The following is a 14,910-nucleotide window of genomic DNA, read 5'->3' on the forward strand; positions in this document are numbered from 1 at the left end:
AAAAACGACTTTTAATAATGTTATAGGGCAAATTGCAAATAACTGTATTTATACACAGCTCTTAATTAAATCTATTTTTATTCAACCAAACCTTTAACTAAACGGTTTATCAAATTACCATTCATTTTTAAACCGTGAATCATTTTCACAAGGTTTTCCATCGCCATCACCATCCATTTTTGTATTCGGGCAATTATTTATAAAAAATACCGCCTCTTCGCGTGAGCGCATTTCAGTACAATATTGCCTGCCATCACACGTAAAATTTTGCGTGCTTTTAGGAATAACGACTTTTGGGTATTTTTCATCAAAGGTGGCTAAATCGTCATTAGTGGCTAAATCATTGGTGATAATGGGTGTTTGGCTGCTTGAGTGAGTGTTGTATTTATTAATCGCGTAAAAGCAAAGTGCAGCAATAAGCGCTAATGAGGCGGCTTTACCTAGAGAGCTACTGGCAAAATTAGATTTGGCAATGCGGTGCGGCTGGTTATTGTGTTTTTGATAAGGTGCTTTAAGCTCTGCAACGCCTTCTATGCGACAGTTAATTGCTTTGGTTTTACCGTCGGGCTGTGTTGCAACTTCAAAATAAATGGTGTCGCCAACTTTAGGCTTGCGGCTCATGTGTTTGAGCGCTGATATGTGTATAAATGTGTCGTGTTCTAGGGTGTCTGATTTAATAAAACCAAAACCTTTGTCTGTTTTCCACGACTTTAACAATCCTTTGTTCATGTATTCACCTGCTCTGCTTAAGCTGCGTTTTACGCAAATTCCATTTAGTTAACACTTGTTATTATACGTTCCTAAATTAAAACCATGCAACTAAATATTCATATTGCGTTAATTTTACGCTTTACCTACTAAACCAAATTATTAAACTAAGTTATTAAATTCAGCTAAAAATAAGCGTGCTAAAAGCAACTAAACCTCAACCTGTTTTATTTATAATTTGCGGCCAAATGTCCTTTAATTAACATCAACCATTACGCACTCACCCATCAGCTTAACAGCTTGTTTACACTCGGTTTTGTCATTAGTTATTTCTATCTGAATTAACCGTTTTTAGTACGATTTTTCATTCGTTATTTACTTAATTTATCTATACAATCCACACCTTATTTTTACGCACGTATTTTAAGTGATTATCTCATGCTATTAACGATTGTTTATATTATTGGTATTACAGCAGAAGCCATGACTGGCGCACTTAGCGCAGGACGAATGAAAATGGATTGGTTTGGCGTAGTGCTGGTAGCCAGCGCCACGGCAATTGGCGGTGGTAGCGTTCGAGATATATTACTAGGCAATTACCCGCTTACGTGGGTACAACACCCAGAGTATTTATTAATTACCTGTATTGCCGGTATTGTCACTACGTGGCTGGCTAAATGGGTAGTTAAATTTAAAGGCATATTTATGCGCCTAGACGCCCTGGGTTTAGCTGCTTTTAGCATTATTGGCTGCCAAGTGGGGCTAAATATGGGGCTGCATTACGGTATTTGTGTAGTGGCTGCCGTTGTTACTGGCGTATTTGGTGGCTTACTGCGAGATTTAATATGTCGCCAAGCGCCGCTTGTATTACATAACGAGCTATACGCGAGTGTATCGTTACTTGTTGCCTGTTTATACTTAGCGCTACACCATTACAATATTGACGACAACATCAGCATTATTGTAAGCCTTGTTGCAGGTTACTTAATACGTATGGCATCAATACGCTTTAAATGGCGCTTACCTACCTTTAGTTTATTAGAGCAGCACGCTAAATAAAAATAACCTTCAATACAAAATAAGGCAGGTAATATACCTGCCTTAGTTAATATAACTATTAGCGTATTAATTTAATGCCCGCTTACATCGCTTAACGCGGTTTTTAACCCGCTGTTATTTTGCTTAAGTACGCTAAAACTACCATCGGTTTCTAGCACTACTGCAGCTACATCTTCAATGGCTAATATACCAGCGCCACGAATAGCGGCGCGAATTTCTGACTTTGTTACGCGCTGCGATTTAAGTGCAGCCGTGCAGTATTCACCATCACTTAGTAAAAGCGTGGGCTCTGCTTTTATAAGCGCTGCAAATTTTGACGAGCGCACACTAAGCCACGTAATAATATACTGCAGCCCTATTAATACGACAAAGGCAAGTATGCCCTCAGCTAACGGAACACTTTTTGAAATAATAACAGACGCCAATATAGAGCCCAGCGCAATGGTGACTATAAAGTCGAACACGTTCCATTTAGATAGTGTTCGCTTGCCCGATACACGCAACCAAAACACCAGCGCTACATACCCCAGTACACCAATAATAAGTACGCGTACTAAACCCTGAACATCATCAAAAAACATGCTTACTCCTTTATTTTTAAAGCCGCTATTAAATTTAACCCTTCTTTAATTGAGTTAATAGCTTTGCACCTAAAATCGTACCAATGGGGATAAATAAAAGCCATAGATACGCATAAAACTTTAAAGCAGATTTAAGCAATGCAAAGTCATTTACACGTTTATTTTTAATCAACGTGTAACTTATAAAATAGCCAGCTATTGCTGGTGCAATTTGTATTAACGAAATTACAATACCTGATGAAATATGCCCTGCTATTAATTTAGGATCGCCACCAGCAAATGTTACATAAGCATTGTAAATACTTGTAAAAAAACTAATTAGCGAGATTAGCAAAAAAGCCTGTAAAAACAGGCTTACTACGGCTAAAAATACGATTGAAGATTGTTTCAAAATCATCCTTAATTTGGCTAATGCATTGTTTAAAGTTAGTTTTATGGCCCAACGGTTTTATCTGCCAGTACTGCTAATACTTTACTTAATTTTGTAGCAACTAAACAGTTTGGTACGTTATGGCGCGCAGCTATATGAGCAGGATCGTTATAACTTAACCATACCTGCGATTGTGCATCTTCCCATACCAGTGCTTTTAGCGGTAAATCAATACCTATTGTTTGTGCGCACTGCATAAGAGGTGTGCCGCCTTTGGGGTTACCAAATATAAGAACCTCAGTTGAGCGTAGTTGCTGTTCTACTTTTTTAGCACCAGCTGCGTGATCTATTCGTGCAAATATATTTAGCCCTTTTTGTTTTGCTAAATTCTCAAACTTATCCATAGTAGCTTTAGCGCTTAGAGGGCTTTTTACTGAAATTAGCCCCTCTACTGCGTTAGCATTTGTAATAGCAAAGAGTAATGCGAGTCCAAAAATAATATTTAGTGTTTTCATAGTGTCTCCGTTTAAATATATAAATACTGAGCGTTATTGCTCCTTTAATTTTTACAATGTACATTTTTTGCTAGGTAATTAAATTTAATAAAATTTTTGGCTGATGGTTATCTGTTTCAATGTATAATAAATTTAAAGGGAGAAATACATGCACATTGGAATAATTGAAGATCATCAATTAGTACGCGACAGTTTTAAAAAACTACTAGAGCTACAAGCAGACTGGGAAGTAATAATAGAAGCCTGCAATGTTAGCCAAGCAAAACTGGCTGTTGAGCTTGAACAACCCGATATATTTATTGTTGATATATCACTTAATGAATCAGAAACCGGCCTTACATTTTTAACCTACCTTAACGAAAATTTCCCTGAAATTAAAACCATTGTTGCCTCCATGCACGATTACGAACCTTATGTAAGTAATGCGCTAAGATTAGGCGCACTTGGTTACGTGTCTAAGCGCTCTGCGTCGGAGGAGTTAATTGATGCAGTTAAATCAGTTGCTTTAGGTAAACGCTATATAAGTGAAGATGTAAATTTTGCTTTAAATACGCCAAACTCAGCGTTAACTATTTTAACTAACCGAGAGCTCGAAGCTTTACCACTGTTAGCAAAGGGCTTTAATGCAAAGCAAATAGCACAAAAATTAGAAATAATGCCTAAAACAGCGCATGTGCATAAAGCAAATATTTACAGCAAGCTTAATGTAACAACATCGTTTGAACTGCTAAAAATAGCAATTGATGCGGGAGTAATTCAGTTAGATGAACTTACCTAATACATTACCTGCTTTTAATTTTTCTATTGCAGCAACCGTTAAAGAAATTACAAAGCAGTTTGTAGTTGGCATAATTTATTTTATTGCCTGTATTGCTGCTTTTTGGGTTGGAGCTAATTTAGAAACTGTCCTTGAAAGTAGCGCTATATTTATTCCTGCAGGGATAAAAATTGCTTTTTATTTGCTTTCGCCAACTCGGTATTGGATTACGTTGTGGATATCGTCTCGTGCTTTGGCTGCTCACTTAGGTTATACAATGACCGGGGTTTGGGAGTTTAATTTACTGCATGGTTTTTGGCAGGAGCTTTGCTTTTTTGTCCTTGTGTATGTGTTTAAACATAGCCGCTGGCCACCAAGTATTAATAATAGTTTAGGTATACTTTCGTTGATTTTATTGTGTGTTGCGAGCACCTCAATAAAGTGGTTTTTGTTTTCTAGTGCGTTTGAATTTACAAACATATTGGTTGCTAAAGAGCTATTACAGTATCAGTTAAATATGTGCCTTGGCGATATAACAGGCTCGTTATTAGTTGCGCCGTTTATTATGCTACTTCACTCTTTAAACCTTTCGTTAAAGCGCCCGGCATTACTTAAAGTAACTAATTTAACGGTTACGTTAGCTACTGTTTTACTTGTTGCGATGCTTGTATACCTGATACGGCCCGATACTTACCCATTACTTCGCCTTGCATCGTTATTACCTATTATTTGGTTTTCGTATCGCTTTGGCGTATTAGGCGCAGTAAGTAGCGCGACACTTATAAATGCACTAATAATAGTTGAAGCAAGCATGGCCCATGAGCCTAGCAATACCTATATTAGCCAGTTGTTTATTTTGGCTAATGCGATTACCAGCATGGTGTTAGGCGCGGCAATTACAGAGCTTAAACGTAAAAATACTGAATTAAAAAAGATTAACCGCGCACTGACTAAGCAACTTAATCAAAATACTCTTCTTGGGGCTAAAATGGTGAGCGTGCAAGAAAACGAGCGTAAGCACCTTTCACAAGAGTTACACGACGAACTTGGGCAAAACTTAACAGCTTTAAAAACCGACTTGGCTATTTTATCGCACCTTTGTGATGAAAAAACACAATCGTTTGTGGCTACGTTAAAAAGCAATGCAAACTCTATGTACGATTCTGTTTACCAATTAATGCACTACCTTCGCCCTCGTGAATTAGACGAGTTAGGGCTACAAAATGCGATGACTCAAGGGCGATTAAAAAGTTTACTTACAAAAGCAAGTATAGGCTATGAGGTTAATTTTAACGTAGATGATACGCTCACTAAAGAGCATGAAATTGCCGTTTACAGGATTTGCCAAGAAGCTGTTACCAATTGTATTAAGCATAGCAACGCGACCAAACTTATTATAAATATTAAAACGGATAGTCAGTTTATAAAATTAGAAATTAGTGATAACGGAAGCGAAGTAAAACCAACAGAAAACTCAGGTCACTATGGTTTAGCTTTTATACAAGAGCGAGCTATTGCGCTAGGTGGTAGCTTTAAGGTTACTAATCAAGGCGGCTTTAGCATTAAGGTAAAACTGCCTATAAGCATTGGCCGTTAAACACTTTAACAAATTGATACTTGCTTAGTGTAAAACTTTTGCCTTGGTTGATCATCAAATGCGCTATCTGGGTTTACCTGAATTTCAACTTGGTTACCCACCAGCTGTAGCAATAGTCCGGTAGCTATTTGGCAATTGCCTAAGGTTGATTTTACTATTACCTTTTTACCTATAGCGTCTTGCAGCCTTGGTTTTGGTAAATTAGGGTTAGTAACAGGCCTCAAACCTTCTGCTTTTACAAATAAATTTATACAGTAAAGTTTAGCTGCGGCGACTCTTTGCTCGTTCATCTTAGCTATATCAACATTATTCAAAAAATGAATAATGGCTTGGTTAGCGCGGTTAAAGTCACTGGTAACATCATCTAGTTCGCGCCCTGCTGCCCACTTTCGGGTAACTAAATACTTGCCAGCTTCAACTCTTGCTAAGGTAATCGACGCTCCGGTCATTTTACTAAACCACTCAATACAGTAACTTGCTGTATTGGTGTTATGAAGTAATACGCTCATACTGCCAAATTCTTTTGTACTTTCATCTAATAAAGTCATATTTGTATCTTAACGTCCCAGTTTTCAATAGTTTATTAGCAATTATGAAAGTAAAAAATCATCCATATTCCTAATCAACCTAGGAAAATGGCTTAGAAAATAACACGTGCTATTTATAAAGCTCCGTTTTGACAGTTAATTCCACTATTAATGGTTAAAAAGTAAAGCAGTGGTTTAAATTTATCATACGGTTGATTATGATAAATTAAGTACTATATCTATGCTTTCGCTTTATTATTTTCAGTAAGGATCACCATGTCTAGCTATAACGAATCTCCAGAGCAAATTGAACAAGCCACGCAAGGCTATGTGATGCAGCAAACTATGTTGCGTATTAAAGATCCAAAGCCGTCTTTAGAATTTTATGAAAATGTATTGGGTATGAAGCTTTTAGGTAAGTATGACTTTCCTGGTATGAAGTTTACGCTTTACTTTTTAGGCTACGAACAAGAGTTGCCAGAAGGCGATGATAAGGAAAAAGCTGAATGGGTGTTTCGTCGCCCTGCGTTAATTGAGTTAACCCATAATTGGGGCACTGAAAACGATGACAGTTTTGAGGGCTACCACAGCGGTAATCAAGAACCTAAAGGCTTTGGCCATATTGGTATTAGCGTGCCGGATGTTTACGCAGCCAGTGAGCGCTTTGCAAAATACGATGTAGAGTTTGTAAAAAAACCAGATGATGGTTCAATGAAAGGCTTAGCCTTTATTAAAGATCCTGACGGCTACTGGATTGAAATACTCTCTGCTGAGGGTATTACTGAAATTATTCTTTCTCAGTAATAATGAGCTGCTATAGTTTTATAACTAACTGTAGCCTAATATTTTTACTTTAATGTTGGGCTAAATTTCATGGATAAAAATATAAGGGAAGTAAAAATGTTAAAAGTAGTAATTCTATTCGCAATCTTTCTCGGAGGTTGTAGTTCGGTGGTGACCATTCCAAGAGATAATAAGGATGCCCTTCGCTACTCTCCTGATATAAGGGAAGATAATTTAACTTTTAACGCTAACTATCAGGCTCTTGTTAAATGTTGGGACGAGAAAGCAGAAAAACAAAAGATTAACTTCTCAAATGCTACTTATACCAATATATATTCGGACTTGGGAGTTGCTGAAATAACCGTGAGTTATGATAACTATTACTACTTATTTATTGAAGTTTTGAAAGTAACAAATGATGAAACTACAGTTAATGCGTATGGAATGGGAGAAATAGGTAACTCAAACATTCCTAATTGGCTAAGCATAATGAGAACCTGCGCAGCTAAATAGGTATAGGACAGTCCATACTCGCAATTAATTATCAATCTTATTGCTACTAGGTTTTGTTACCTCACTATTTCGTGAGGTAACAAAACCTAAAAAATTTTAAATTATTAGCTATTTAAAGGCCCAAGCATCGGTTATTGTTACTTGGCAATTGTTATAACTAGCCGCTTGTTTTTGCGCAATACCTCTTACTCTAAAGTTGGTTGAATCATTAGGCATTAGAATTAGGTCTTCGTCGGTTATTGATACCGTATCGACTAGTGCGTTTTGATTTGTTAAAAAATCGACCTTAAACTTTATATTTTTAAACGAAAAATCTGATTCATTTTTTATTTTCCCTATACAGGCAACATACAAACCATCGGTTTCATTTTTAGTGCTAATTTGGTTTACATTAGCAGTTAGGTTTTTTTGTGCTTGTTCTTCAAGCCCTGCTACATATATATTTTGATAAAAAATAAACCCAAAAATACCAACAATAATTAAGGCCAATGCACCAATAATAATGGGATTGTTTTCTAAATTAGAATATTTAGCTTGAAGTGAGGTGCATTGCGGGCATTTTTTAGCGCGTGAATCTATAGCGCTAAAACACATAATGCATTCTTTAGTTTGCTGCATCTTTTCCACTACAATAAGCATCCTTGTTAAGTATTAAATGTTAAGTATTAAAACCAGTAGTATTGCTGGCTTTAAGGTATTTTAGTTTACTTATACATAATAACTTCGTAAACACATATAGCTTAAAAAAGTAACGATTTTATAAAGCAACACAGGGTGCTGTATATAAACACAGTGCATGCGTATTTTGGTATTTTAACGTAAACATAAAAAAGCCAGCAATTAAGCTGGCTTAGTATATTAACTATTTTACATAATTACTTACGAAGTGCGTCGATTCGCGCATCAAGCGGTGGGTGCGATGAAAACAATTCAGCCATGCCTTTGCCACTTGCAATACCAAAGGCCATCATTGAGCCTTCTAATTGCGAAGGATGGTTTTGCTTTAATCGCTCAAGGGCTGATCGCATTTTGTCAGCACCAACTAGTTTTGCTGCGCCGCTGTCGGCTGCAAACTCACGTTTACGGCTGTAACTTGCAACTACTATGCTTGCTAGCACACCAAATAATACTTGGAATAACATATCGAATAAGAAGTATGTCCAGCTACTACCACCCTCTTCTTCATCGCTATTAATAAAGTTATCTACTATGCCTGCCAGTACTTTTGCAGCAAATATTACAAAGGTGTTTACCACGCCTTGTATTAGGGTAAGCGTTACCATGTCGCCGTTAGCCACGTGCGATACTTCGTGGGCAAGTACGGCTTCGGCTTGATCTTTGGTCATGTTGTGCATTAAGCCTGTGCTTACTGCCACTAACGAGTTGTTTTTACTTGGGCCGGTTGCAAATGCGTTCATTTCTGGGCTGTCGTAAATAGCCACTTCTGGCATTTTAATACCTGCTTTTTTTGCTTGCGCAGATACCGTTTGTACAAGCCAGCGTTCGGTTTCGTTTCGGGGCTGCGTAATTACATGCGCGCCGGTTGATTTTTTAGCGATCCATTTCGACATTAATAACGAAATAAACGATCCACCAAAACCAAACACCGTGGCTATAATTAAAATTCCGCCAAGGCTACGATGGCTTAAACCCAGCGCACTCATTATTATTGAAAGCACTACACCTAATACCAACATAACCGCTAGGTTAGTTAATAAAAACAAAAATACACGTTTCATATTGTCCTCACAAAATTAATATTGATCACCGAACGCTTAAAATAAATTAGGTTAAAGCAATCACTACGTCATGACACACTATGTCATAACGTTAGCGCTATTTTGTGACAAACTATGTCATAACACAAGTGTTATTTATGTGTTTATTGATAATTTTTTTAAGAAGAGTTTTACAGCAATTTTAAAACTGAAGTTTCTTTATAAATCAGCTTATTACAAGCTGTTATTTAGCTCTGCCATATCAATTGGAAATCCACGCTCGTGTGCCAATATGCGTGCAACTTCGCCAATTTTGTCGCTGCTATTATGTTTAAGGTACGACCATTGATGGGTACTGCGGTGATGATTTACAGCAGGATCGCTACTTATTATTCCTAATTTTATAAACTCAGACACTATTTGATCTGCAGCTATTAACGTTGACGATGCTTTAACATTTTCGGCCCGCGCATAACTAATATGCGAATATAAACTTACATCGGCTACGCGCAAAGTGTCATCATCACCTGGGATTTGTTGCCCGCCAAACAAGGCATTATTTTGTGTATTAGCAGTTTTAAACGCAGGTACAAACTCGGCTACATAATCAATTGCTGTTTGGGTGCGTGTTTGCAACGCTGCTTTATCCCAGCCATCTTTAATATAATGCAGATATTTATCGGGGAGTTTAGGTTGTGCGCTCATTAGTGTTGCATCAGCTAAGCCATCATTAAATAGCGTAATGTCGTTGGTCATGCCGTGTATTTGAAAATATCCATTTGGGTAAGGCGTTAGCTGCGCCATGCCCTCTGGTGTGCCACGGTTACCGTAAATAATAATTTCGGGTATTTGCCCACCAGCACCTTGCCAATGAGTGATGTAAGAGGCTTTAAATTCGACCATGCGCTTTACATCCACCCCAACCAAGTCGTCAATAATACCGGTTTGAAAACCACACGCATTTATTAGGTAATCTACCTCAATGGTTTGTGTATTAGTTGAAGTATCAGGTTGTTCATCAAGGCTTGGCTCTGATTGGTATTCAATGCGCCACTTAAGTGTGTGCTTATCATTATTGGTATTTATAACTGGCGATACATTTTTAACACTGGTGCTTGTTAAAACGTGAGCGTGTTTGTACTGTGCAAGTGCTAGTTGTGCACTGGCCGATAAACGAAATATATTCCAACCATATTCTTGTGCAACAATAAGCGGAAACTTTAGCTTATCTAAATCTAAATGCTTAGCAACGGGTATCATCCACTCATCTAACGACGTGGGCTTGGCTACTTGTTTTTGCTTAGCAAGCTTTAGCATTTGCTCATAACTATATAACTGATAATAATGCTCTGGCTCGCCTAATATTTTGTTAGCGCTATCTTGCTCAACAAGCTCGCTGTAGGCTTTTACTAATTTATTTAAACGCGGAAATAAATCCTCGGGTGAGTCGTCATCGCGCTTAGGCACTGCAAATACTGTAGGGCGAACATCGATGGTGTGAGGATAAAGGCGCGCAATATCTATACATTGCTTGAGTAAATCTATGCAGTCTTCGTCGGGTATTTCACGGTATAAGTTGCCACCTGCATGCAAATGGCACATTGGAGGGCCATCAATTAACGACTTTTTCTTTTCAAGTACATAAGTTTCTAACCCTAACGCAGCAAGCCTAATGGCTATTGTGGCGCCAGCTGTGCCCCCACCAATTATGCCTACGCGTTTTTTAGGTAAGCCATAGTTTAGTGCTTTTGGCTCAGCGCTTACGTGCGCATCTGGGGCGTAGTTTTCAATAAATGGGTGCGTCATATAGTCGTTATGTCCTTAGTAACACTGTCTTTAAGCAAGCTATGTATTTATAAACGTTTATATGTGTACTAAGGCTGACTATTTCAAGATTTACCTAAAAAAGTAACTTTTTTAAAACCACTTAAGTGTTTATAGATAACGCACTAAGCAAGCTTTTGTATATTTGTAACTTAGGAGTTTGCTCGCTGTATGGGCTTATAGCAAGTATTGGAAACGGTAAACGTGCTTTGAGTGAATCAAGGTTTGCTTGATACTCGTCCATGTTTTTATCGACTTGGTTTGCAATCCAGCCAACGCAGTTTATACCCATACTTTGCATATGCGCAGCGGTTAGTAACGCATGATTTAAACAACCTAGCTTCATACCTACAACGAGTATTACCGGCATTTTTTCTGCTTTAACCCAGTCGTATAAATAATCGTTTTTGTTAATAGGTAACGCCCAGCCACCCGCGCCTTCGGTAAGTATGTAATTAGCGCCTTGCTGTTTTACGTTTTTATAAGCATCACTTAGTTTATCGACAGTAATACTCACCCCAACTTGATCAGCAGCTATGTGCGGTGCAATAGGTGGTGCAAACGCAAACGGATTTACTACGTCGTATTTAGCGCTGACGGTTGCGCTTTCCATCAGTATGAGGGCATCAGCATTTACTAGCTGCTCAAACGCCATTTCGCAGCCAGCAGCAAGAGGCTTAAAGCCAATGGCTTGTTTTTTATGTTGGGCAAGTAACTTTAATAGCAAACTGGTAACGTGGGTTTTTCCGGCATCGGTATCGGTGCCTGTTATAAAAAATTCTTTCATGCGTTGCCTTTAATGTCTTTGGGCTTATTTAGTGTTTTTCTAATGATAACAATACCACATGGTACGATACACATGCTTTGTTATTTATAAGCGGATACGCACTGCATACTTTTTGTAGCGCCGATTTGGTAAGTAACCCTTGGCGCGTATTAGTATGATTTTGCGTAGTAGCGCCTATAGCTTTAATTGAGGCAATCGCTTTTAAAGGTGTTGTGTATTCATCGGTGTAAATACGTTTTTGAGCGCTGTTAATAGTAAACCCTGCTTTTTGGACTGATTGGTTTATATGCAATTCACTATTAAAAGTATTTATGTGGCTGTTTGAATCAAGCGCTGCAAACGCTGTTTTTATTTCGTTAAGTGAGCCCTCTACCACAGTGCTTATGTACGCCTGCCCGCCTGGTTTTAATATGCTGTAAAGTGATTGCATTAAAGCCGAAAAATTAGCAGACCATTGCACTGCAAAGTTACTGTAAATAACATCAACACTGTTTGCTTGCAGCGGTAAGTTATCCATATCGGCACATATTTTAGCTGTGGTTAAATAACTACTTTGCAGCATATTTATGCTCAAATCCATGGCAATAACGCTTGCAAACATACTTTGTAAGGTATGCGTATTAACAAGCGGGCCTGCGCCTAAATCAACACAAAGCTTATTTTGATTAAAGCCTGGTTTTATAAGTTTAAATAAATCGCTTGCTGCGTGTTTTTGTACATTTGCATGGGTGTTATAACGCGCTGCCGCCTTTGAAAATTTACTTTGGGTGGACTTTTTAAGCTCCTTGCTTAGCTCTTTATCCAATTCGCTAGTTAACTCTTTATTTAACTCTCTATTTAACTCGCTACTTACTAGGCACGGTTTTACAAGTTGTGTTTGCACTAGGTCTGTTTTTAATACTGGCTGAGCAGTCATGCTATTGCACCTACTAAATGCTTAACTAAGTGCGTTATGTCTTGCTCAGTATGTGCGGCTGTTAAAGTAATGCGTAAACGTGAGGTGTTATGTGCAACCGTGGGCGGTCTAATTGCAGTGAGCCAAATACCCTGTTGTTTAAGTTTATCTGCCGCTTGCAACGTTTGCTCAGCGCAGCCTAATACAATGGGCTGTATGGCTGTGTTTGACTCCATAACTGCAATATTATGGGTTTTAGCGAGTTGCTTAAATAATGCAATATTGGCATTTAGCTTATCGCGTTTATCATCAGCTGTTTTTATGCTTTTAATACGCGCAAGTGTGTGGCTTGCCATAAGCGGCGACATAGCGGTTGAATACGTGTAATCGCGATTAAATTGCAGCATGTAATCAATAAACTGTTTACTGCCTAATACACACGCGCCGCTACTGGCGACTGCCTTACCAAAGGTAATGACTAATATATCTGGCAGCGTTTGAGTAATAAACGCTTCGCAACTGCCCAAACCGGTTTTGCCTAATGCACCAAAGCCGTGTGCGTCGTCAATCATCAGCCATGCGTTGTGCTGTTTTGCAAGTGCGAGTAATTCTTTAAGAGGCGCGGTATCGCCATCCATCGAAAATACGCCTTCGCTTATAATTAGCTTGTTTTGCGCTTTTGATTTTTCGAGCCGTGAGCGTAAATGGTTCATGTCGTTGTGATTAAAACGCACTAAAGCCGCGTTAGAATGCATAGCCCCGTCAATCAAGCTTGCATGATTTAACTTATCTTGAAAAATAGCGCTGTTTTGCGCAGCCGCTTTATCTTGAAACAACGCTTTAATTACGCTGCTATTAGCGCTAAACCCTGAGTTAAATAGCATCCCTGCGCCATAACCAAATTGCTCGCATAAATATTGTTCAAGCCCTTTTTGCTGCGCCTGATAACCTGTAACCAATGCGGAGCTGTGGCTGCCTAATGCGTGAGAGTTATTAAGGTTAACAGCCTCATCTGCAAAGCCTAAGTAATCGTTACTGGCAAAATTAAGATAGGTTTTATTATTAACCGTTATAGTACGCGCTGTTGCATGTTGCACTACGTGGCGTTTACGAAGTAACGCATCTTGCAGGCGAGCCTGCAGATGCGTGTTTATAAAATCAAAAGGCATAGATATAAAAGCCTACGCTTCGTAAAACAATTCAGAGGTTGCTTTGTCGGCTACTTGCGATGAAAGCGAAGCTTCTACTGCTTCGTCTGAATAGTCGTGACGTTTTTCTGGGTTCATGCCTAATTTTTTGATGAGGTTCATATCGGCATCAGCGTCTGGGTTTTCGGTGGTAAGTAGTTTGTCGCCATAAAATATTGAGTTAGCGCCTGCAAAAAAGCACATTGACTGCATTTGCTCGTTCATGGCGTTACGCCCTGCTGACAAACGTACATAACTGTGTGGCATCATAATACGCGCTGTTGCTATGGTACGTATAAATTCAAAGTGATCTAAATCGTCTACGTTTTCAAGCGGTGTACCTTTAACTTTAACCAACATATTAATAGGCACGCTTTCTGGCTGTTGTGGCAAATTAGCTAGTTGCATAAGTAGTCCAAAACGGTCGCTTGCTTGCTCGCCCATGCCGACTATTCCGCCCGAGCATACTTTCATACCGGCATCGCGTACGTGGTCAATGGTATTTAATCTATCTTGAAAAGTACGGGTTGATATAATTTGCTCGTAATATTCAGGTGATGTATCGAGGTTATGGTTGTAGTAATCAAGCCCTGCATCTCGAAGCTCATGGGCTTTTTCGTTTGTGAGTTTACCTAGCGTCATACAGGTCTCTAACCCTAGCTCTTTTACTTCTTTAACCATTTGCGAAATGTATGGCATGTCTCTGTCTTTTGGATCTGACCATGCTGCGCCCATACAAAAACGCGTTGCGCCTTTTTGTTTTGCTAGGCGTGCTTGCTCTACTACTTTTTTTACTTCTATTAAGCGTTCGCGCTCTAAATCAGTACGGTAGTGCCCCGACTGCGGGCAATATTTACAATCTTCTGGGCAAGCGCCTGTTTTAATTGATAACAACGTAGAAATTTGCACTTCATTGGGATTAAAATTAGCACGGTGAACCGATGCGGCTTTAAAAAGTAAATCGTTAAATGGCATTTCAAATAATGCTTTAACCTCAGCGTGGGTCCAATCGTGACGAACAGGTGCAAGTTCCATAATACTCTCTTATTTTTTCTCAACGGTGATATTGGCTTAGTCTACGAGTTGAAG

Annotated in this window: 17 protein-coding genes; 5 read left to right on the top strand and 12 right to left on the bottom strand. The window is 38.7% G+C overall.

Annotated features, from left to right (window positions below):
• Window positions 1-114: 114 nt before the first annotated feature.
• A complete protein-coding gene (locus GQR39_RS06655) occupies window positions 115-729 on the bottom strand; it encodes a cold shock domain-containing protein (RefSeq protein ID WP_165735168.1) in 615 nt (204 codons plus the stop codon).
• 417 nt (window positions 730-1,146) lie between these two features.
• Between GQR39_RS06655 and GQR39_RS06660 the strand changes: the two genes are divergently transcribed.
• The gene (locus tag GQR39_RS06660) at window positions 1,147-1,767 is read left to right on the top strand and encodes a trimeric intracellular cation channel family protein (RefSeq protein WP_002961255.1); all 621 of its coding nucleotides are present in this window, start codon (window positions 1,147-1,149) and stop codon (window positions 1,765-1,767) included.
• 71 nt (window positions 1,768-1,838) lie between these two features.
• On the opposite strand, the gene GQR39_RS06665 is transcribed toward GQR39_RS06660, so the two are convergent.
• From GQR39_RS06665 to GQR39_RS06675, 3 genes are read right to left on the bottom strand one after another with little or no spacing between them, the layout of a single operon-like run.
• Window positions 1,839-2,348, bottom strand: a complete 510-nt coding sequence (locus tag GQR39_RS06665) for a YetF domain-containing protein (protein ID WP_165735169.1) — start codon at window positions 2,346-2,348, stop codon at window positions 1,839-1,841.
• 34 nt (window positions 2,349-2,382) lie between these two features.
• The gene (locus GQR39_RS06670; RefSeq protein WP_240918180.1) at window positions 2,383-2,739 is read right to left on the bottom strand and encodes a hypothetical protein; all 357 of its coding nucleotides are present in this window, start codon (window positions 2,737-2,739) and stop codon (window positions 2,383-2,385) included.
• A gap of 41 nt (window positions 2,740-2,780) precedes the next feature.
• Window positions 2,781-3,233 carry a DUF302 domain-containing protein gene (locus tag GQR39_RS06675; RefSeq protein WP_165735171.1) on the bottom strand — a complete coding sequence of 151 codons (453 nt, stop codon included), beginning with the start codon at window positions 3,231-3,233 and terminating at the stop codon, window positions 2,781-2,783.
• A gap of 148 nt (window positions 3,234-3,381) precedes the next feature.
• On the opposite strand from GQR39_RS06675, the gene GQR39_RS06680 reads away from it, so the two are divergent.
• Together GQR39_RS06680 and GQR39_RS06685 are read left to right on the top strand one after the other, a co-directional pair.
• Window positions 3,382-4,011, top strand: coding sequence for a response regulator transcription factor (locus tag GQR39_RS06680; RefSeq protein ID WP_024599605.1), 630 nt, complete (start codon window positions 3,382-3,384; stop codon window positions 4,009-4,011).
• Window positions 3,998-5,587, top strand: a complete 1,590-nt coding sequence (locus GQR39_RS06685) for an MASE1 domain-containing protein (protein ID WP_165735172.1) — start codon at window positions 3,998-4,000, stop codon at window positions 5,585-5,587. The genes GQR39_RS06680 and GQR39_RS06685 overlap by 14 nt, the downstream gene beginning before the upstream one ends.
• 5 nt (window positions 5,588-5,592) lie before the next feature.
• On the opposite strand, the gene GQR39_RS06690 is transcribed toward GQR39_RS06685, so the two are convergent.
• Window positions 5,593-6,135, bottom strand: a complete 543-nt coding sequence (locus GQR39_RS06690) for a hypothetical protein (protein ID WP_165735173.1) — start codon at window positions 6,133-6,135, stop codon at window positions 5,593-5,595.
• Window positions 6,136-6,390: 255 nt separating this feature from the next.
• On the opposite strand from GQR39_RS06690, the gene gloA reads away from it, so the two are divergent.
• Both gloA and GQR39_RS06700 read left to right on the top strand, forming a co-directional pair.
• The gene (gloA, locus tag GQR39_RS06695; RefSeq protein WP_024599602.1) at window positions 6,391-6,918 is read left to right on the top strand and encodes a lactoylglutathione lyase; all 528 of its coding nucleotides are present in this window, start codon (window positions 6,391-6,393) and stop codon (window positions 6,916-6,918) included.
• Window positions 6,919-6,987: 69 nt separating this feature from the next.
• Window positions 6,988-7,410, top strand: a complete 423-nt coding sequence (locus GQR39_RS06700) for a hypothetical protein (RefSeq protein ID WP_165735174.1) — start codon at window positions 6,988-6,990, stop codon at window positions 7,408-7,410.
• A gap of 108 nt (window positions 7,411-7,518) precedes the next feature.
• Here the strand turns inward: GQR39_RS06700 and GQR39_RS06705 are convergent, their stop codons facing one another.
• The 7 genes from GQR39_RS06705 to bioB all read right to left on the bottom strand — a co-directional run bounded on the left by GQR39_RS06705 (window position 7,519) and on the right by bioB (window position 14,856).
• Complete coding sequence (locus GQR39_RS06705; protein ID WP_240918184.1) at window positions 7,519-8,028, bottom strand: hypothetical protein; 510 nt, start codon at window positions 8,026-8,028, stop codon at window positions 7,519-7,521.
• A 257-nt stretch (window positions 8,029-8,285) separates the two neighbouring features.
• Window positions 8,286-9,149: a protease HtpX gene (gene htpX / locus GQR39_RS06710; RefSeq protein ID WP_165735175.1), complete on the bottom strand. Its 864-nt coding sequence runs from the start codon at window positions 9,147-9,149 to the stop codon at window positions 8,286-8,288.
• Between the two features lie 213 nt (window positions 9,150-9,362).
• A complete protein-coding gene (locus GQR39_RS06715) occupies window positions 9,363-10,934 on the bottom strand; it encodes an FAD-dependent oxidoreductase (RefSeq protein WP_165735176.1) in 1,572 nt (523 codons plus the stop codon).
• A 121-nt stretch (window positions 10,935-11,055) separates the two neighbouring features.
• Window positions 11,056-11,739 (bottom strand): dethiobiotin synthase, encoded by a 684-nt coding sequence (gene bioD / locus GQR39_RS06720; RefSeq protein WP_165735177.1) that lies wholly within the window; start codon window positions 11,737-11,739, stop codon window positions 11,056-11,058.
• A 28-nt stretch (window positions 11,740-11,767) separates the two neighbouring features.
• The gene (locus GQR39_RS06725) at window positions 11,768-12,655 is read right to left on the bottom strand and encodes a methyltransferase domain-containing protein (RefSeq protein WP_165735178.1); all 888 of its coding nucleotides are present in this window, start codon (window positions 12,653-12,655) and stop codon (window positions 11,768-11,770) included.
• Window positions 12,652-13,803: an 8-amino-7-oxononanoate synthase gene (locus tag GQR39_RS06730; protein ID WP_165735179.1), complete on the bottom strand. Its 1,152-nt coding sequence runs from the start codon at window positions 13,801-13,803 to the stop codon at window positions 12,652-12,654. Before GQR39_RS06730 ends, GQR39_RS06725 begins: the two co-directional genes overlap by 4 nt.
• A 12-nt stretch (window positions 13,804-13,815) precedes the next feature.
• Window positions 13,816-14,856, bottom strand: a complete 1,041-nt coding sequence (bioB, locus tag GQR39_RS06735) for a biotin synthase BioB (RefSeq protein WP_165735180.1) — start codon at window positions 14,854-14,856, stop codon at window positions 13,816-13,818.
• Window positions 14,857-14,910 lie beyond the last annotated feature (54 nt).

Origin of the sequence: Pseudoalteromonas sp. C8, from assembly GCF_011378685.1 — a bacterium.
In the GTDB taxonomy this organism is placed as follows: Bacteria; Pseudomonadota; Gammaproteobacteria; order Enterobacterales; family Alteromonadaceae; genus Pseudoalteromonas; species Pseudoalteromonas arctica.